The organism is Pantoea sp. SORGH_AS_0659 (assembly GCF_031453915.1).
GTDB lineage: Bacteria > Pseudomonadota > Gammaproteobacteria > Enterobacterales > Enterobacteriaceae > Pantoea > Pantoea leporis.
Genome location: NZ_JAVJAK010000001.1, coordinates 3,871,219 through 3,890,796, shown reverse-complemented (window position 1 = coordinate 3,890,796; position 19,578 = coordinate 3,871,219). Strand labels below are relative to the sequence as shown.

Genomic DNA, 19,578 nt, shown 5'->3' with positions numbered 1-19,578 from the left:
AATGTCGGGCTTTCACTTCACTGCCATCAGGCGGTGTTTTTGCTATGGAGAAGTTATGAAGGCGAATAAAAAATCGTGGGCGCTGCGTCCACTGCTGCTGGCAACAGCGCTGTTCTCAACCTCTGCGGTGATGGCGGCGGAGTCTCAGCCGTTGAACCAGGCGATCTCAAAAGGCGCTTACGAGTTGGCGTTCAGCAACAGCGATAATGCGCTGTTCCTGGCGACCGCGCAGAGCACCACCGACAAAAAAGGCGGCACCGTTTATCGTCTCGATCCGCAGGATCTGGCGGTAAAGCAAACCATCAACACCGATCTGCCGACCTTTGGCGCGGCGATCAACCAGAAAACCAACATTCTCTATTTGGGTAACACCCGCGATGCTGCACTGACTGCAGTGGATGCCACCAGCGGCAAGGTGATCAACACGCTGGTGCTGGATGGTCGTCAGCGCAGTGAAACCGTGCGTCCGCTGCAGCCGCGCCAGTTGGCGGTTGATCCGGCGACCGATCGCGTTTACATCACTGGCCTCGGTGAGCAGAGCGTGGTGTGGGTGGTGGATGGCAAAACCCTGCAACTGATCAGCACCGTGCCGAACACCGGCAAAATGGGCACCGGTTTAGCGATCGATTCTGCGGCGCAAAAACTGTACGTCACTAACTCCGATGGCGAACTGGTGACCATCAATACGCGCCTGAACGCGATTGAAAAGCGTCAGAAAATCGATGGCGACAAAGATCACTTCTTCCTCAATATCTCGCTGGATACCAAAGGCCATCGCGCCTTCCTCAGCGACTCAAAACAACCGCAGGTGCTGGTGCTGGATACCCGCACCCAGCAGGTGATCCACAAGATCGATGTGCCGGAATCGCTGGCGGTATTGTTTAATGCCGATCGTGATGAGCTGTACGTCACGCACCGTAAAGCGGGCGAAATCAGCATCATCGACGCCAGCAGTTACCAGGTAAAACGCACGGTGAAAGCGCCGGGCCTGCCAAACAGCCTGGCGGTTTCCGCCGATGGCAAAACCCTGTTTGTCAGCATCAAGCAGCCGGGTTCACGCAAAGAACCACCAAAAAATCCAGATAGCGTGCTGCGCATCGCTTTATAAGCGGTAATAGTCTGAATTAAAGGGCGGCTTGTGCCGCCCTTTGCATTTCCGCACTTCGCTGCGCCTATTCTTTACGCACATACGCTACCTTGTAGGACGACAACACCAATGGAGAGGATGCAATGAGCCAGTTTTTTATGCATGAGAAAAACGATCTGGTTAACGAAGCCATCGAAGGGGTTTTGCTGAGTACGCCGTGGCACAACCTCAGTCGCCTCGATCTCGGTGATGAGACTCGCGTGGTGGTGCGTTCGGACTGGGATAAAAGCAAAGTGGCGCTGATCTCGGGCGGCGGTTCTGGCCATGAACCGGCGCATGCCGGATTTGTCGGCAAAGGCATGCTGACGGCGGCGGTGTGCGGCGATATCTTCGCCTCGCCGAGCGTCGACGCGGTGTTGAACGCCATTGTTAACGTCACCGGCGATGCCGGTTGCCTGCTGATTGTGAAGAACTATACCGGCGACCGTCTTAACTTCGGACTGGCGGCAGAGAAAGCCAAAAACCTCGGCTACAAAGTTGAGCTGGTGATGGTGCAGGATGATATCGCGCTGCCGGAAAACCCGCAGCCGCGCGGCATCGCCGGTACTGTGCTGGTGCACAAAATTGCTGGCTTTGCGGCGGAGCAGGGACAATCGCTGGATGAGGTCAAAGCGCTGGCGCAGCGCGCGATTGATGCCACATCGTCCATCGGTTTGGCTTTTGCCACTTGTCATGTGCCGGGCGAAAAACGCGATGAGCGCGTCGCGCCCGGGCACAGCGAGCTCGGCATGGGCATTCATGGCGAGCCGGGTGTAATCACGCTGGATACGCAAGACAGCCGCCAAATCACCAGCATCATGACCGATAAACTGGCGCAGGCGCTGCCGGACGGCAAGCAAGCGCTGTTGCTGATCAACAATCTCGGTGGCTTCTCGCAGCTGGAGCTGGCGCTGTTAACGCGTGAAGTGTTGCAGTCGCCGCTGGCGGCACGCATCACGCATCTGCTGGGGCCGGCAACGCTGGTCAGCGCGCTGGATATGAAAGGTTTTTCGCTGACGCTGCTGGCGTTGGAGGAGCCGTTCCTCGAAGCGTTAAACGCGCCGGTTCAGGTACTGGGTTGGGTGCCGGTGTATGACTTTGCGCCGATCAGCCTGCAACGTGCAGAGAAAATCGGCAGCGTGCTGGATTTTGATGCCTCTGAGAATGCGGAGGTGGCGCGCATCGTCGCCAGCGTCACGCAGACGCTGATCGATCTGGAAAGCGAGCTGAACGCGCTGGATGCCAAAGTGGGCGATGGCGATACCGGCTCAACCTTTGCCGCCGGGGCGAAGAAAATTCAGCGCGGCCTGCAGGAAAAACAGCTGCCGCTGGATGAGCTGCCAACCTTGCTGGCGCTGATTGGCGAGCAGCTGGCGACGGTGATGGGGGGATCGAGCGGCGTGTTGATGTCAATTCTGTTCACCAGCGCCGGCCAGCAGCTGGAAGAGGGCAGCGCGCTGCCGCAGGCATTGATGCACGGTCTGGAGCGCATGAAACATTACGGCGGCGCGCAGCCGGGTCATCGTACGTTGGTGGATGCGCTGCAACCGGCGCTGGAAGCGTTAGTGGCGGGCGAGTCGCTGGCTGCGGCGGCAGAAGCGGCGCAGAAAGGCGCCGACGCCACTGCGCAGATGCAGAGCGCCAAAGCGGGGCGTTCCGCGTATCTGAACCAGCAGAGTCTGGATGGCGTGAAAGATCCGGGCGCGTATGCGATTGAGAAGGTGTTTACGGTGTTGGCGGGTTAAACAGAGTGCGCCTGGCCCCTCACCCTAACCCTCTCCCGCAAGCGGGAGAGGGGACTGACCGAGCACATATTTGACATTTGGCAGCGTCTCCCTCTCCGTGGGAGAGGGCCGGGGTGAGGGCACCAGACCGCACCGCACTACCACCTTACTCCGCGGCTTCGCGCATCATCTCTTCGTGTGGAATATCCTGCAAAATCTGCTCGAAACTGCGCAGACGTTTATAGATCGACATCAGCTCAACCAGCGTCGACCAAGAGGTAATGAGATACTGGAATGACGAACGCACCTGATCAAACACGTTAGTAATTTGGTTCATCATGCCCAACGTAATGGATGCGGTCACAATCGACGGTAACAGTAAAAACAGTCCGAACAGATTATCGACCTGCAGATAAAGAATGCGGGTGATATTAAAGTACAGATAGTGGAAATAGAGGCGGAAATAGTTATGGCGTACGCGGCTAAATAACTCTGCCACCGTTGGCGGAGCCGCCCGATCGGCATGATCCTCCCCGTACACCAGCTCTTTACGATAGGCCGCTTCAACCCGTTGATTGCGGAATTCCAGTCCGGGTAGCTTGATACCTACCAGCGCCAGTAAACCCGTACCAAAAATTGACCACAGCAGGGCGGCGATGACCAGCGCGTAAGGAAGATTGCCAAGAATTGGCACCTCTTTAACGTTGGGTGACAGTGCGACCAACACCGGCAGAAATGCCACCAGCGTCATGATCGCCTGAATAAAATTCACTCCCCAATCTTCCAGTGTGCCGGCGAAGCGCATGGTATCTTCCTGGACACGCTGCGCAGCACCTTCCACGTGGCGTAAGCGTTGCCAGTTATGCATGTAGTAGTTGTTCATCGCAGTACGCCAGCGGAATATCCAGTGGCTGATAAAGAAGGAGCTTATTACACCAATCACTACCGCGATCAGCGCGATACCGAGGAAAGCGGTGAGCTGATGGTAAAATTCCTCAATAGTGACGGCATTCGCCTTGCTCAGCGCTTTTTGGATCATATTGCCAAACGGATTGTACCAGGCATTGATCGCCACGCTCACCTGCACGCTAAACCAGGTAATGAAGATGATTAACGCAGCCCCCCAAACCGACCAGCGCTGCCACGGATGGTTATCAATCACGCGCCACGCCAGCGCAAAGAGGCCGGCAACGATCCAGTAATAGGCATAAAACCACAGTTGGCTGATGTGAATAAAACGGCTGGCATTGGTTGGCAAAGGTTCGTGCATCGCCGCCTGGAGTGCAGGCCAGCGCGCGGGGAAATCACTGAAAAAGCCAAACCAGGCAAAAATCGCGACTAAACTCCAAATCGCAGCTGAGCTGAAAAACAGCGTTGGCCGCGGAAAAAAGGACTTAAACATAGGCACTCCGCTGTTGTGTGTACGCTTTTATACCGCTTCAGACCTCTATCTGTCTGTTGTGGGTTGTATCAGACGATGTCAGTTTCGCCGCTGCGATGTAAAACGACAGCGGCAATTGTTAAGTAATTAGTGCGAATTTGTTTCTAGCAACTAAATTATCCACAGCAATGGTGTTACAATATTTGTACTGTTACCGGTAACAGTGCTGCTGTATCCCTTAAGCTATCAATAAAAAAACAATACAACGCAACTACTTAACTTTCATGCCGCATTATATGTGGTACTGAGGCAATGTCATGTCAGAACAAAAAAATGGTCACACTCGCAGGGATTTTCTGCTGAGAACCATCACCCTGGCGCCGGCAATGGCGGTGGGCAGTACGGCGATGGGCGCACTGGTGGCACCAATGGCCGCTGGGGCAGCAGAACAAAACGCATCACCACAACAGGCGCGTAGCTACCAGCCCACCTGGTTCACCGCCGAAGAGTTTGCCTTTATCACTGCGGCCGTGGCGCGCCTGATCCCCAACGACGAACGCGGTCCTGGCGCACTGGAAGCCGGCGTGCCGGAATTTATCGATCGTCAAATGAACACGCCGTATGCCACCGGTAACAACTGGTACATGCAAGGTCCGTTCAATCCCGATCTGCCAAAAGAGTTAGGTTATCAGCTGCCGCTGGTGCCGCAGCAGATCTACCGTCTCGGCCTCGCCGATGCCGATGGCTGGAGCAAAAAACAGCATGGCAAAGTGTTTGCCGAGCTGACGGGCGAACAGCAGGATGCGCTGCTCACCGCGTTTGAAAGCGGCACGGCCGAGTTCCCGCAGCTGCCGGCGAAAACCTTCTTCTCCTTCCTGCTGCAAAACACCCGCGAGGGCTATTTCAGCGATCCGATCCACGGTGGCAATCAAGGCATGGTGGGCTGGAAGCTGATTGGCTTCCCAGGCGCGCGCGCTGACTTTATGGATTGGGTGGAACGCGGCGAACGTTATCCGTTCCCGTCAGTGGATATTCGCGGGGAGAGGACGTAAGCGTGGCAAATGAATTGAAAAAAGTGGATGCGGTCGTCGTCGGTTTCGGCTGGGCGGGTGCCATCATGGCGAAAGAGCTGACCGAAGCGGGCCTGAATGTGGTGGCGCTGGAGCGCGGTCCGCATCGCGATACCTATCCGGATGGATCCTATCCGCAGTCGATTGACGAACTGACCTATAACATCCGCAAAAAGCTGTTCCAGGATTTGTCGAAAAGCACCGTAACGATTCGTCACGATGCCTCGCAAACCGCCGTACCTTATCGCCAACTGGCAGCGTTTCTGCCCGGCACTGGCACCGGCGGCGCGGGTCTGCACTGGTCAGGCGTGCATTTCCGTGTTGACCCGGTAGAACTGAACCTGCGCAGCCATTACGAGCAGCGTTACGGTAAAAACTTCATCCCGGAAGGCATGACGATCCAGGATTTCGGCGTCAACTATGACGAGCTGGAACCCTTCTTCGATCAGGCCGAGAAAGTGTTCGGCACCTCGGGCAGCGCCTGGTCAATCAAAGGCAAACTGCTGGGCAAAGAGAAGGGCGGCAACCCGTACGCGCCAGATCGTTCCAGCGACTTCCCGCTGCCGGCGCAGAAGCGCACCTACTCGGCACAGCTGTTCGCGCAAGCGGCGGAATCAGTGGGTTATCACCCTTATGATATGCCGTCGGCCAACACCTCAGGCCCCTACACCAACACCTACGGCGCACAGATGGGCCCGTGCAACTTCTGCGGTTTCTGCAGCGGTTACGCCTGCTACATGTATTCCAAAGCCTCGCCGAACGTCAACATCCTGCCCGCGTTGCGTCAGGAACCGAAGTTCGAGCTGCGCAACAACGCCTACGTGCTGCGCGTTAATCTGACCGACGATAAAAAGCGCGCCACCGGCGTGACCTATCTCGATGGTCAGGGCCGCGAAGTGGTGCAGCCTGCGGATCTGGTGATCCTGTCGGCGTTCCAGTTCCACAACGTGCATCTGATGCTGCTCTCCGGCATCGGCAAGCCGTATAACCCGATTTCCAACGAAGGTGTGGTGGGGCGTAACTTCGCCTATCAGAACATCTCGACGCTGAAAGCGCTGTTCGACAAAAACACCACCACCAACCCGTTTATCGGTGCCGGTGGCGCAGGTGTGGCGGTGGACGATTTCAACGCCGACAACTTCGATCACGGTCCGCACGGTTTCGTGGGCGGTTCGCCATTCTGGGTGAACCAGGCCGGTACCAAGCCGATCTCGGGTTTGCCGACGCCGAAAGGCACGCCAAACTGGGGCAGCCAGTGGAAATCTGCGGTCGCGGATACCTACAACCATCACATCTCGATGGATGCGCACGGCGCGCACCAGTCGTATCGCGCCAACTATCTCGATCTCGATCCGAACTACAAAGATGCCTACGGCCAGCCGCTGCTGCGTATGACCTTTGACTGGCAGGATAACGACATCAAGATGGCGCAGTTCATGATCGGTAAGATGCGTAAAATCACCGAAGCGATGAACCCGAAAATGATCATCGGCGGCGCGAAAGGGCCGGGCTCGCACTTCGACACCACCGTGTATCAAACCACGCACATGAGCGGCGGCGCGATCATGGGTGAAGATCCGAACACCAGCGCGGTGAACCGTTACCTGCAGAGCTGGGATGTGCCGAACGTGTTTGTGCCAGGTGCGTCGGCTTTCCCGCAGGGACTCGGCTACAACCCAACGGGCATGGTCGCCGCGTTGACCTATTGGTCAGCCAAAGCGATTCGTGAACAGTATCTGAAGAACCCCGGCCCGCTGGTACAGGCATAAGGAACACGGCGATGATTAAAAGCATTTTAGCCCTGTTTCTGGGCACCATGACGTTCGCCGCAGTGGCGGACGAAGCAGGTTCGGACGCGTTGGTGAAGCGCGGTGAGTATCTGGCGCGCGCGGGCGACTGCGTGGCGTGTCACAGCGCGCAGGGCGGCCAGCCGTTTGCCGGTGGACTGCCGATGGCGACGCCGATCGGCACCATTTACTCCACCAACATCACGCCGGATAAAACCACCGGGATTGGTGACTACAGCTACGACGATTTCCAGAAAGCGGTGCGTCACGGCGTAGCGAAAAACGGCGACACGCTTTATCCGGCGATGCCGTATCCGTCTTACGCGGTGGTCAGCGATGACGACATGAAGGCGCTCTACGCCTACTTCATGCACGGCGTGCAGCCGGTGGCGCAGGCCAACAAAGAGAGCGACATTCCGTGGCCGCTGTCGATGCGCTGGCCGTTGTCCATCTGGCGCGGCATCTTTGCGCCGGATGTGAAAGCGTTCCAGCCGGCGGCACAGGAAGATCCGCAGCTGGCACGTGGTCGCTATCTGGTGGAAGGTCTCGGTCACTGTGGCGCTTGCCATACGCCGCGTAGCATCACCATGCAGGAAAAAGCGCTCAACAACGGCGAAGGCAACAACTATCTTGCCGGCAGTAGCGCGCCGATTGATGGCTGGACCGCCAGCAACCTGCGTGGCGATAACCGCGATGGCTTAGGCCGCTGGAGCGAAGAGGATCTCAGGCAGTTCCTGCGCTTTGGCCGCAACGATCACACCGCCGTATTCGGTGGCATGACCGATGTGGTGCAGCACAGCCTGCAGTATCTGAGCGATGACGATATCAGCGCGATTGCTAAGTATCTGAAATCCCTAGGCGCGAAAGATCCGAATCAGGCGGTGTTTAAGCAGGATGATGCGGTGTCTCAGGCGTTGTGGAAAGGTGACGACAGCCAGCCGGGCGCATCGACGTATGTCGATAGCTGTGCGGCGTGCCACAAAACCGACGGCAGCGGCTATCAGCGCTTCTATCCGGCGCTGCGCGGCAATCCGGTGGTGATGGCAGACGATCCGACCTCGCTGATTCACATCGTATTGGTCGGCGGCACTTTGCCGGGCGTGAAAGGCGCACCTACGGCGATCACCATGCCAGCGTTCGGCTGGCGTCTGAACGATCAGCAGGTGGCGGATGTGGTGAACTTTATCCGTGGCAGCTGGGGCAATGGCGTGAAGTCGAGCGTGTCGGCGAAAGATGTGGCCGAGTTGCGTAAAGACGAAACCGTGCAGCCGAAGCAGGGTAATGCGGATATTAAGGTGTTGGAAGGGCAGTAGTTTTTGCTCGCTGTCCCCCATCCCGGCCTTCCCCCACAAGTGGGGGAAGGAGACGTTGCCTCATGCAGCTTCCAAACTCACATTTTGCAGCATCTTCCTCCCCCATTTATGGGGGAGGACCGAGGAGGGGGGCAGCCAGCACGATCTGGGACAGCCAGCACGATCTGGAACAGCCAGCACGCTCAACCCTCAAATATTCTCCAAATCCATCCCACGGGTTTTCGGCCCGTAAATCCCCACCGACAGCATCACAATCAGCATGCTCAGCACGATAAAGGCGATCACGCCCTGGCTGCCGGCATACTGCAAAATAAGGCCAATCAAAATACTGCTGAACACCGTCGACAGGCGGCTAAACGAGTAGCAGAAACCCACCGCGCGGGCGCGAATGTGCGTCGGGAAAATTTCAGTCTGATAAGCGTGATAGCTGAAGGTTAGCCATGCATTGCTGTAAGTGATCAGGAAACCACAGATGATCATCAGCACCGGATTGGTCATAAACGCAAACAGCGTGCCGAACACCACCGTCATCAGCGATGAAAACACGATCTGCCATTTATTCTCGAGCTTATCGGCGTAGCGGCTGCAAATCAGCGAGCCGAGCGGATAGGCCAGCGTAATGAAAAACGCATACAGCAGGCTGTGCGTGACGGTGGCGCCTTTGCCCGACAGCAGCGCCGGCAGCCAGTTGCCGAAGCCAAAAAAGCCGATCGCCTGAAAGAAGTTCATCACCACCAGCATCAGCGTGCGCTGGCGATAGGCCGGTGCCCAAATCTCGCTGAAACGCCCTTGCTTAGGTTGCTCAGGTGCGAACTGTCCCCCATCCCGGCCTTCCCCCACAACTGGGGGAAGGGGAGAAGCGATACCACAGCGCTTTTCCATCGCACTCAGCACCTGATGCGCTTCCTGATGCCGTCCTTGTTGCGCCAGCCAACGCGCCGATTCGGGCAGGTTTTTGCGAATCAGCCAGATCACCAGCGAGCAGAGCGCACCGGCGATCACCACCCAGCGCCAGCCTTCGAGGCTGAGAATGGTTTGCGGCACCAGCCACCACGACATCAGCGCCACCGTCGGTACCGACAGGAACTGGATAAAGAAGGAGAAGGCGAACGCGCGGCTGCGCAGATGCGCCGGCACCCATTCGGAAAGATAGGTATCGATGGTCACCAGCTCGACGCCGAGGCCAATGCCGACCAGGAAGCGGAACAGGATAATCATCTCTGCGCTCTGCTGGAACGCCATCAGCAGCGAAAACGCACCGTACCACGCCAGCGCGCACATAAAGGTCAGGCGGCGACCAAAACGGTCGGCGTAGGGCGCAAGCAAACTCGCGCCGACAAACAAACCGAGGAAGGTGGCCGAGGCAAATGCGGCCTGGTCGGCGATGCCGAACACGCCCGCAGAACCGGTATGAAACACGCCCGCCGCCACCAGGCCGGAGCTGATATAGCCGGTTTCAAAGAGATCGTAGAGCTCAAAGAAGCCGCCCAGCGCCAGCAGCGTGATAAAGCGCCAGAGACCGGCGGACGAGGGCAGCGCATCAATGCGCCCGGCTAAGGTGCGGCGATCCGCGCTCATGTGATCGTTCGCCATCCCTGTCGACGTGATGGTTGTCATTATTATGTATACCTCGGTGTTTGCAGAACCCGCTGACGGCTGAGATGGGTTTTAAAAATAATTAACCGTTAGCAAGCGAAGGAATAGCAGGATAATAAATTCGCTGAGAGTTGCCGAGAGGCAGGACGGTGACATTTTGGCAACATATGTTGCAGTTCACAGAAAAGTGATCGCCATCCGTGGCGCAGGCTTAGTGCAGGCTTGGGTAGACGCCGGGACCGATCGGTAAACCCAGCGCGTACCACGCCAGCAGCAGCACAATCCAGGTGGTGAAGAACACCAGCGGATAGGGGAAGATCAGCACGTAATAGGTGCCCAGTTGCGCATCTTTTTGGTAACGCTGCAGGAAGCCGAGGAACAGCGGCAGGAACGGCGACATCGGTGCCAGCGGCAACACCGCAGAGTCGGCGATGCGGAAAATCATCTGGGCAAACGCCGGATGGAAGCCAAGCAGCATAAACATTGGCACAAATACCGGCGCAAGAATCGACCAGATCGCCGATCCGCTGGCGATAAACATGCACAGGAACGCCGACAGGAACATCAAGCCCATAAACGCCGGTGCACCGCTGATGCCCGCGCTCTCCAGCACATCGGTCAGGCCAATGGCCATGAACTTGCCCATGTTGCTCCAGTTGAAGAAGGCCACGAACTGCGATAGTGGAAACACCATCACAATAAAGCCCGCCATGCTCTTCATCGGATCCACCAGCAGCTGCGGGATATCATCCGCGCGGCGAATCTGCTTGGTTACCGCGCCATAGGCAATCGCCACCACAAAGAAGAACAGGATGATGATCGGCACAATGCCCTGAATAAACGGCGACGGAATAATGCCGCCGGTTTTCGGATTGCGCAGCGGCGCGTGTTCCGGCACCACCAGCAGCGCCATCAGCGCGATAAACACCAATGCGGCGATGCCGGCGGCTTTCAGGCCGCGATTCTCCAGTGCGGTGAGCGGCGGCAGACGATCGCTATTGCCGCCGTTCCACGCGGGCAGGCGCGGCTCGACAAATTTGTCGGTCAGCAGCGCACCGGCGATGGTCAGCACAATCACCGAACTGGCCATAAAGTACCAGTTGTCGATCACGCTAACGTGTACGGTGTCGCTCACCGCTTTGGCGGCTTCGCTACTGATGCCGGACAGCAGCACGTCGGTGGTGACAATCAGCAGGTTGGCGGTAAAACCGGACGCCACGCCCGCAATCGCCGCCATCAATCCCGCCACCGGATGACGCCCCACCGCGAGGAAGATCAGCGCGCCGAGCGGCGGCATTACCACCAGCGCGGCATCGGAGGAGATGTGGCTGAAGAAGGCGATAAACAGCACCATGTAGCTGGCGTAGCGACGGCTCACGCGCGAAGCCATCTTCACCATCAGCGACTGCAGCAGGCCGACTTTTTCCGCCAGGCCGGCACCAATCACCAGCGCCAGAATCGATCCCAACGGCGTGAAGCCGCTGAAGTTTTTGATGATGTTGGGCAGGATCCATTGAATCCCTGCCACGCTCAGCAGGTTATTCACCCGCACCAGCTCGCCGTTGGCCGGGTTTTTCACCGCCACGTCGAGGCTGCTGAGCACGGCGGTGGCCACCATCAGCACCACAATCAAATAGACGAACAGTAAAAACGGGTTCGGCACTTTGTTGCCGACGCGTTCAATCCAGCTAAACAGCTTTCCAGGGCTGCGGTTCTCCGTGGTGGCTTCCATAGATCAATCCTCGTTAGTCGTCTTATTGTGTTTGCATGCCCTTCATACTTCGAGCTGCAGGTGCGTTGGCTGCGTGCAGCTCGAAGTATTTTGGGCTTTAGTTTTTATATTTTTTTTTGCCCGCGTTTATAAACGCGAGAGGTAAATCCTAGGACGTTAACTTCGACGGTGTGACATCCGCTGGAATCGGGCAGACGTAAGGCTGCTCGCGGCGTACGCGCTGGAACTCGTCGCGGCAGCGCGCCAGCGCCGCGTCATCCTGCAGCAAGGTCAGCGCGGTGGCGGCCATCACTTTGGCGGCCAGACACATGCCTTTGTGCGCAATCGACGTGCGGCCCTGCGCCACCAGCTGCCAGGTGTGCAACGGCGTGCCGAAGGCGAAGCAGGGCGCAAAGCATTGCGCGGTGGGCGTCACCCAACTCACATCGCCAACGTCGGTTGAGCCGTAAAGGATCTCGCGCGTCACTGCATAGGGCGCCACTTCATCCATCAAAATCTTGTCGCCCAGCGCCGCTGCCCAGGCAACGCCCGCTTCACCGCCGGTGCGCGCCGCATTGAGACGCGCGTTACGCAGATCGTCTTTGCTCAGCGTGGATCGCATCTGGGCGGCAAACGCCTGTTCCGCTTGACTGTAGTCAGGCAAACCAAACTGATGCAAATAGCGCTCCATCACGCTTTCCAGTGCGCGATTCGGCACGTAATTGGAGCAGGCTTTATCGAAGCGCACCGTCATCTGCGTGTCGGTCATCAGCGCCGCGCCTTTGGCGATGTTGATGACGCGCTGATAGATATCCTGCGCTTGATCGAGCTGCGGCGCGCGAATCAGGTACAGCACTTCGGCATCGGCTTGCACCACATTGGGGGAGACGCCGCCGGCATTGGTCACCGCGTAGTGCAGACGCGCTTCCTGCACGATGTGCTCGCGCAGAAAGTTGGCGCCGGTGTTCATCAGCGTCACCGCATCCAGCGCGCTGCGCCCTAAATGCGGTGAGTTGGCCGCATGCGCCGCCACGCCTTTGAAGCGGAAGGCGGCCTGAATATTGGCCAGCGTGCTGAGGTTGAACATGCCGCTAAAACCTTCGGGATGCCAGGTCACCGCCGCGTCGACATCGTCGAACAAGCCTTCGCGCACCATAAAGGTTTTGCCGGAGCCGCCTTCTTCGCCGGGACAGCCGTAGAAGCGCAGTGTGCCGCGCTGGCCGTGTTCCGCCCACCAGGCTTTGATGGCGAAAGCGGCGGCCAAACCGGCGGTGCCGAGCAGATTGTGTCCGCAGCCGTGGCCGTTGCCGTTTTCCACCAGCGGCTGCGGCGTGGCGCAACCCGATTGCTGGCTCAGACCGGCCAGCGCATCGAACTCGCCGAGAATGGCGATCACCGGTTTGCCGCTGCCAATGCTGGCGATAAACGCGGTATCGATGTTGCCGACGCCGCGCTCCACGCGAAAACCTTCTTGCTCCAGCGCATCGGCCAGCAGTGCGGAGGACTTTGTCTCTTCAAAACGGGTTTCCGGTATGTCCCAGATGGCATCGCTGAGGGCGGCAAAACGCGGCTGATTTTGATTGATGTAGCGATCTATAAATTCGCTGTGGCTCATCGCTGGCCTCCAAACTGTGCGTGATTAAGGGCCAGCGTCGCCAGCGTTTGCACCGCGGTCGCCATGATCGCTTCGTCAAAATCGAACTTCGCGTTGTGATGGCCCGCCGCCAGATCGCAGCCGAAAATCACGTAGGAGGATTGGCCGCCGCGCTGCTGCACGCGTTCCAGCATGTAAGTGGCATCTTCCGAGCCCGCCGCCTGCTGTTTCGTATCGACCACTGAGGTGAAAATGCCCAGCGCCTCGGCCTGCTGGTGGATGAACGCCACCCACGGCGGGCTCGGTGTGCAGCTGCGCGCGCCGCCCATCAGCTTGACCTCATATTCCACGCCGTACATCGCCGCCGCACCGCCAATCACGCGCAGCGCCTGCTGATAGATATCGTCGTTAACCTGGTTGCTGACGCCGCGCGTTTCCACTTTCATCAGCGCGCAGTCGGGCACCACGTTGCGTCCGGTTCCGGCCTGCAATACGCCGACGTTGACGCGCGCCACACCGCCGCTGTGCTGCGGCAGGTTGTGCAGCGCCAGCGTGGCCTGCGCCGCCGCCAGCAGGGCGTTGCGGCCCTCTTCGGGTTTACCGCCAGCATGTGCGCCAACGCCGGTGAAATTGACATCGAGTTTGGTGGTGGCGAGGAAGCTGTCGCTGCCACAAACGATTTCGCCGGCGGGCACGCCGGTGCCGAGATGAATGGCGGTGAACAGATCGACATCATCTACCACGCCGGCCGCCACCATCGCCTTCGCACCGCGCACGCCTTCTTCCGCTGGCTGGAAAATGATTTTGATGGTGCCGCTCAGCTGCGCTTTCATCTCCATCAATACGCCCGCCAGCGCCAGGCCGATGGTGGTGTGGCCGTCGTGACCGCAGGCGTGCATCATGCCGGGATTGCAGGAGGCAAAGCCTTCGCGCGTTGGCAGATGATCGGCGGCGCGACTTTCGTTCTGATCAAGCGCATCCATATCTACGCGGAAACCCATCACCGGGCCGGGACGACCGGTTTCCAGTGTAGCGACCACGCCACAAAATCCGCCGGAGAAGTGTTTAATCCACTGCGGCAGCGCGCCTTGTTCCAGCGCGCGCGCTTCCTGCTGCGCCAGCACTTCATCAGAGGGCAATCCCATGCGCGAGTCGGCATCGATCACCTCGCGGCCCAGCTTGAGTTGATAACCAAGACGATGAAGCTCTTCAGCCACCAACGTGGCGGTGCGGAACTCCAGCCAGCCCGATTCGGCAAAGTGGTGCAGATCGCGTCGCCAGGCCTGCATCTGCGGGATGCGCGCGTTGACGAGGTCAGAAAGGGTTTTCATCGGCATTTCCTTTGTGTTGGTTTTTTATGCATTTATCCGAATCTACACATTGGTTTTGCCGCGCATAAGATGCGAATATCTTGCTACTGATAAACAATGGTTATCACCAAACTATGTCTGCGAACCTCAAACTTCATCAGTTGCGCGCTTTTGTTGCTGTGGCGCGTCAGGGCAGCATCCGCGCCGCCAGCCGCTTGTCCGGGCTTTCACAGCCTGCGCTGACCAAAGCGATTCAGGAACTGGAGCTGGCGCTGGGCGCGCGCCTGTTCGAGCGGCGACAGCAGGGCGTTACGCTGACTGATATCGGTGATAACTTTTTCAAGCATGCCAGCCTGGTGCTGGAAGAGTTGCGGGTGGCGCAGGAAGATATTCAGCAGCGGCTGGGATTGGCCGGCGGGCGCGTCAACATCGGCGTGGGTGGCAGTATTGCGCGCACCGTCATGCCGCAGGTGATCAATCAGTTTCATCGCGAATATCCGCTGGTCAAGGTGCGGATTGTTGAAGGTCAGCTGGTTTCGATGGTGCATGAACTGCGTCAGGGCGAGCTGGATTTCACCATCAATACCTACGATAAAAATCATCTCGATCAGGAGTTAGTTTTTGAACGGCTGATGGAGCGCGATTATCAGGTGGTGATGCGCAAAGGGCATCCGATGGCGCATGCGCGCACGCTGGCCGAGCTGCAACACTGCGACTGGACCATGCCGACACCGCAAGGCAGCTATTATCGGCTGCTGCACGATCTGTTTGGCGAGCGCGGCATGGCGCCGAAAATCGTCGTCACCTGCGAGACCTTTATGGCCTGCACCAGCCTGGTGGCGCAGAGCGATTTCGTCAGCATTATTTCGCGCGACGTGATTGAAGATCCTACACACGGCGGCCAGCTGATTTCTCTCGTTCTCGACGAACCTTTACCGAAAGCCACTTTCTATCTTATTCAGCGCAAAGACACCGCGTTGACGCCGATGAGTGCCTACATGGCGCAGCTGTTCCGGCGCTACTGTCAGCAAAGGTAAGAGTGCGGCCCGGCTCGCAACCGATTAAATAATGCGCACTACACTTGCTGTGGACATTCCCTTTATGGAGAACAGACCATGCAAGTTACCCCGTATGTGTTTTACAGCGGTCGCTGCGAAGAGGCGATTGCCTTCTACCTCGACGCCACCGACGGCGAGCTGCTGTTCAAGATGACCTATGGCGATATGCCGGATGAAACGCCGGTGGAGGATGAAGGTTGTATCTCGGGCGTGAGCTTTTCGCCGGAGCAGATCATGCATGCCCATCTGCGTATCGGGCAGGGTGAATTGATGATGAGTGACGGCGCACCGCAGGCGGCGTATGGCGGTTTTGCCGTGAGTTTATCCACGCCGGATGAGGCGCAGGGCAAGCGTTGGTTTGATGCGTTGTCAGTGGGCGGTGAGGTGACGAAAAGCTGGGCACCGACGTTTTGGGCCAATGGCTTTGGTATGTTGACCGATAAGTTCGGCGTGCCGTGGATGGTGAATGCGTATAAGCCGCAGATTTGAGTAGAGGGTGCGCGCTGGCCCTCACCCTAACCCTCTCCCACAGGTGGGAGAGGGAACAGATCGAGCCTATTTACTCCCTCGCCCGCTTGCGGGAGAGGGCCGGGGTGAGGGAAACCAACAACTTAGAAGTTGTAACCCACCACCAAATAGTAACCCCAACCGGTTGATTTCACTTCAAACGGGCCGTTACCGAAGTTTAGCTCCTGGCCGTCAGCCCACTGGCCGCCGTTGTGGAAATAACGCGCCACGGTAGAAACATGCCAGTGATCGTAGTTCAGCGACAGAATGTGGCTGGACGCAATCGAGTTGCTGGTGCGTGAACGATCGGACTTATCACGCAGATCTGAACCCCAGTCGAAGTTGGTGAAGCCGATATAGCTCAGCTTGCCGCCCCACAGATCGGTAATCGGCACAAAGTATTTCACCTTAAAGCGATAACCATCCCAGCTGTTTTCGTTCGCCGCACCGTAGTTTTCCCACTGGTATTTAGCGTAAACGTTCAGCGACAGGCCGATATCGCTGTGCGTATCGATGTCGGTGCCAAGACCCATGTACCAGGTGTTCTGACGGTTATCGCTGTTGCGACCCATGTCATAGATGTAGTTGTTGGCGAAGTACCACTCTTTAAACGGACCAAAAGAGAGATCGGTGCCGGTCAGCTTATCGATGGAGAAACGTGGCTCAATTTCCATGAACATCGGCGAACCGTGGTCGAACACGCCGTTAGCGTTGCTGTTGCCCACGCCGAAGAAGTTGGTCAGATCGAGGTAGCCATAGAAATCGAACCAATCCTTTTTGGCAAAGGCTTCATATTCCAGGTACACGTCGTTGTTGAACTGGGGTCCAAAACGGGTGTGGTAACTGCCCACCACGTTCACGCTCTGATGCCACCAGTCAGAAACGTACTGCGGATCGCTGTCTGCTGCTTGTGCCGCACCAGTCCAGCTGCTGGCCAATAAGGCCCCTGCTATCAACGCTTTATATTTCATTATTGTTAACCACATGCTTTTGATCGCCGGGCCGTCGCCGCGATCGGGTGAAATTGATCCCAGGGGATGGGCAGTGAGTTGTCGTATCCGGTCTGCATCGCCAGATTTTCAAGCTTGCGTAATGTGCCTGTAACAGAGGCATAGAAAATAGATTTTGGTCACGTTTGTCAAAAAGTGTTGCAGTTTGATTCACTGGAAATGTGATCGCTATCACATTAACCCCGTGTAGCGAACGGAACCCCGCAACCGTTTACGTGTCGCGTTCAGCAGGGAAAGTTATTGATGTAGGGAAAGGATGTAGCGGCGCGATTTATCGCGTTGTTTTGATGTCGCACCGTGCCCACAGCAACTTTGCGCAATACATTGCGCCGCTACGGCACGGTGAAGTTTATGGCAATGTCACGCGTACCTGCAGGCCGGCAATCTGGCCCTGCGGATCGTGGCGGTTCGATAGCGCAACCTGCATCTGATGTTTCTGCGCTACGCTGCGCACAATCGACAAGCCCAGTCCGCTGCCTTGCGCCTGCACATCCGGCGAACGGGTGAAGCGGTCAAAGGCGCGCTCGATAAAGGATTCCGCCATGCCGGGACCGTTATCGACGATATCCACCACGGTGTGATTGCCGACGCGATGCAGCAGCACATCGACCAAACTGCCTTCCGGCGTATGCAGCATCGCATTGCCAATCAGGTTATCGAACAGGCTGCGCAGATCGGAGCGGCTGGCGTGCAGGCGATAGTGTGTGGTGCCGTTGAAGCCGATATCGATGCCGCGCTTATCCGCCACCACCATCAGCTGCTCAATGCTCTCTTTCAGCAGGTCGTCCAGTTCGATGCTTTCCACTGTGGCGACCACCGATTGATCTTCCTGACGCGAGATATTCAGCAGCTGCGTCACCAGATGGCGCGTGCGCGTCACGCCCGCTTCCAGCTGGTCAAACTGGCGGCTGGCTTCACCGGGTTGGATATGTTGCCGCAGATTCTCCAGCTGCAAAGTCACGGCGGTGACCGGCGTGCGCAGCTCATGCGCCGCATCTTCAAGGAACTGGCGCTGTGATGACCAGGCCGCGCGCAGTCTATCCAGCAAGGCGTTGTAAGCTGCCACCAGCGGCAGCACTTCATCCGGTAAACCATCAGGTGAAACGCTATGCGGATGCAGGGTTTCCTGCGCGGCGATATGGCGCGACGCCACGCGTAAATCGCGCGTAATAGCACGCACCACCAGCCATATCACAATCAGTGAGAGCGGCATCATCAGCACCAGCGGAATGATGGCGGAGAGCGCTCGCTTGACCATGATACTTTTCATGTAGCCGATATTGTGTAGTACCTGAATGTTGCCAATTTCACTGCCCAGCTCGCCGGGTCGCGTATAGACACGCCATTCGCAGTCGTCGCCACAGTCTCCGACTTTCAAATCGGTCCAGCCTTTTTTCAGCTGCAATGGCGCATGCAGGCCCGGCCAGGAGCTGGCGCGCAGATGATTGCTTTCGTCCCACAACTGGACGATATAGGTGCTTTTCAGTTTCTCTTCATGCATCACCATCGGCATTAGGGCCGGCATACGTTGGCTGCTGGCCCACGCATCGGCGATCTTGGCGAGCTGGTCGTCTTTCATGGTGCCCATCATGTCGCCGTAGCAGTGATAGAAATACCAGGTGACGCCGCCAATCATCGCCAGATGCAGAATCACCAGCGTGGCGAGCAGCTTGTTACGCAGCGAGCGCATAAAGGTGAAAGGTTTCATATTGCCGGTACCCGCCAGCCAAGTCCGCGTACGTTGCGGATCACTTCGTTATCCAGTTTGCGACGCATACCGTGGATCAGCACATCCACCGCGTTGCTGCTGACCTCTTCGCCCCAGCCGTAAATGCGGTTTTCTAACTGTTCGCGCGAAAGAATGGCGCCCGGCCGCTCCAGCAAGGCGTAGAGCAGGGCATATTCGCGTGCGGTGAGCTGTTCGCGCTGGCCTTTGTACAGCACCTCGCGCGTCATGATGTCGATTTGCACATCACCGCTGCCGAGCAGAGAATCTGCTGCACCGTGGCGACGGCGGGTAATGGCACGCATACGCGCCAGCACTTCTTGCAGATCAAAGGGTTTCAGCAAATAGTCGTCCGCGCCGCTGTCCAATCCCTGAATACGTTGCTGCACGGTATCGCGGGCGGTGAGCACCAGCACCGGCGTCATGTCACCGCGCGTGCGCGCACGGCGCAGCACCTGCAGGCCATCTTCACGCGGTAAGCCCAGATCCAGTAACACGCAGGTATAGCCGCCTTCAGCCCAGGCATTGCTGGCATACACGCCGTCGCGTACCCAATCCACCGACCAACCTGCCGCTTCCAGCGCTTGCTGCAGATTCGCGCCAATCATTTCGTCATCTTCTACCAGCAGCACACGCATGATGCCCTCCAACTTAACTGAACGCAG

General features: G+C 57.7%; 15 protein-coding genes. 7 read left to right on the top strand and 8 right to left on the bottom strand.

Annotated elements, in window-relative coordinates:
* Nucleotides 1–55: 55 nt before the first annotated feature.
* Together Q3H59_RS18355 and Q3H59_RS18350 are read left to right on the top strand one after the other, a co-directional pair.
* Nucleotides 56–1,108, top strand: a complete 1,053-nt coding sequence (locus tag Q3H59_RS18355; RefSeq protein ID WP_309836228.1) for a YncE family protein — start codon at nucleotides 56–58, stop codon at nucleotides 1,106–1,108.
* A 122-nt stretch (nucleotides 1,109–1,230) separates the two neighbouring features.
* On the top strand, nucleotides 1,231–2,871 hold the full coding sequence (locus Q3H59_RS18350; protein WP_309836227.1) for a dihydroxyacetone kinase subunit DhaK: 1,641 nt from the start codon (nucleotides 1,231–1,233) through the stop codon (nucleotides 2,869–2,871).
* A gap of 145 nt (nucleotides 2,872–3,016) precedes the next feature.
* On the opposite strand, the gene sbmA is transcribed toward Q3H59_RS18350, so the two are convergent.
* On the bottom strand, nucleotides 3,017–4,252 hold the full coding sequence (sbmA, locus tag Q3H59_RS18345) for a peptide antibiotic transporter SbmA (RefSeq protein WP_280172355.1): 1,236 nt from the start codon (nucleotides 4,250–4,252) through the stop codon (nucleotides 3,017–3,019).
* A gap of 296 nt (nucleotides 4,253–4,548) precedes the next feature.
* Between sbmA and Q3H59_RS18340 the strand changes: the two genes are divergently transcribed.
* Genes Q3H59_RS18340 through Q3H59_RS18330 form a run of 3 tightly spaced genes read left to right on the top strand, consistent with a single transcriptional unit; the run spans nucleotide 4,549 to nucleotide 8,401 of the window.
* A complete protein-coding gene (locus Q3H59_RS18340) occupies nucleotides 4,549–5,283 on the top strand; it encodes a gluconate 2-dehydrogenase subunit 3 family protein (protein ID WP_101762365.1) in 735 nt (244 codons plus the stop codon).
* Nucleotides 5,284–5,285: 2 nt separating this feature from the next.
* Complete coding sequence (locus Q3H59_RS18335) at nucleotides 5,286–7,070, top strand: GMC family oxidoreductase (RefSeq protein ID WP_192412642.1); 1,785 nt, start codon at nucleotides 5,286–5,288, stop codon at nucleotides 7,068–7,070.
* Nucleotides 7,071–7,081: 11 nt separating this feature from the next.
* Complete coding sequence (locus Q3H59_RS18330) at nucleotides 7,082–8,401, top strand: cytochrome c (RefSeq protein ID WP_101762363.1); 1,320 nt, start codon at nucleotides 7,082–7,084, stop codon at nucleotides 8,399–8,401.
* Nucleotides 8,402–8,590: 189 nt separating this feature from the next.
* Here Q3H59_RS18330 and Q3H59_RS18325 read toward each other — a convergent pair whose 3' ends face one another.
* The 4 genes from Q3H59_RS18325 to Q3H59_RS18310 all read right to left on the bottom strand — a co-directional run bounded on the left by Q3H59_RS18325 (nucleotide 8,591) and on the right by Q3H59_RS18310 (nucleotide 14,633).
* On the bottom strand, nucleotides 8,591–10,018 hold the full coding sequence (locus tag Q3H59_RS18325) for an MFS transporter (RefSeq protein ID WP_309836221.1): 1,428 nt from the start codon (nucleotides 10,016–10,018) through the stop codon (nucleotides 8,591–8,593).
* 190 nt (nucleotides 10,019–10,208) lie between these two features.
* Nucleotides 10,209–11,729: a p-aminobenzoyl-glutamate transporter gene (gene abgT, locus Q3H59_RS18320; protein ID WP_101762360.1), complete on the bottom strand. Its 1,521-nt coding sequence runs from the start codon at nucleotides 11,727–11,729 to the stop codon at nucleotides 10,209–10,211.
* A 148-nt stretch (nucleotides 11,730–11,877) separates the two neighbouring features.
* Nucleotides 11,878–13,323: a M20 family metallopeptidase gene (locus Q3H59_RS18315; RefSeq protein ID WP_309836218.1), complete on the bottom strand. Its 1,446-nt coding sequence runs from the start codon at nucleotides 13,321–13,323 to the stop codon at nucleotides 11,878–11,880.
* Nucleotides 13,320–14,633, bottom strand: coding sequence for an amidohydrolase (locus Q3H59_RS18310; RefSeq protein WP_309836216.1), 1,314 nt, complete (start codon nucleotides 14,631–14,633; stop codon nucleotides 13,320–13,322). The genes Q3H59_RS18315 and Q3H59_RS18310 overlap by 4 nt, the downstream gene beginning before the upstream one ends.
* A gap of 113 nt (nucleotides 14,634–14,746) precedes the next feature.
* Between Q3H59_RS18310 and Q3H59_RS18305 the strand changes: the two genes are divergently transcribed.
* Nucleotides 14,747–15,649 (top strand): LysR family transcriptional regulator, encoded by a 903-nt coding sequence (locus Q3H59_RS18305; RefSeq protein ID WP_101762356.1) that lies wholly within the window; start codon nucleotides 14,747–14,749, stop codon nucleotides 15,647–15,649.
* Between the two features lie 78 nt (nucleotides 15,650–15,727).
* Complete coding sequence (yjdN, locus tag Q3H59_RS18300; RefSeq protein ID WP_280172360.1) at nucleotides 15,728–16,159, top strand: VOC family metalloprotein YjdN; 432 nt, start codon at nucleotides 15,728–15,730, stop codon at nucleotides 16,157–16,159.
* 122 nt (nucleotides 16,160–16,281) lie between these two features.
* On the opposite strand, the gene Q3H59_RS18295 is transcribed toward yjdN, so the two are convergent.
* The 3 genes from Q3H59_RS18295 to Q3H59_RS18285 all read right to left on the bottom strand — a co-directional run bounded on the left by Q3H59_RS18295 (nucleotide 16,282) and on the right by Q3H59_RS18285 (nucleotide 19,551).
* Nucleotides 16,282–17,148: a nucleoside-specific channel-forming protein Tsx gene (locus Q3H59_RS18295; protein WP_101762354.1), complete on the bottom strand. Its 867-nt coding sequence runs from the start codon at nucleotides 17,146–17,148 to the stop codon at nucleotides 16,282–16,284.
* A gap of 388 nt (nucleotides 17,149–17,536) precedes the next feature.
* Entirely contained in the window at nucleotides 17,537–18,895 is a 1,359-nt protein-coding gene (locus Q3H59_RS18290; RefSeq protein ID WP_137384992.1) for a HAMP domain-containing sensor histidine kinase, read from the bottom strand.
* Nucleotides 18,892–19,551 carry a response regulator transcription factor gene (locus Q3H59_RS18285; protein WP_008105599.1) on the bottom strand — a complete coding sequence of 220 codons (660 nt, stop codon included), beginning with the start codon at nucleotides 19,549–19,551 and terminating at the stop codon, nucleotides 18,892–18,894. Before Q3H59_RS18285 ends, Q3H59_RS18290 begins: the two co-directional genes overlap by 4 nt.
* Nucleotides 19,552–19,578: the final 27 nt, after the last annotated feature.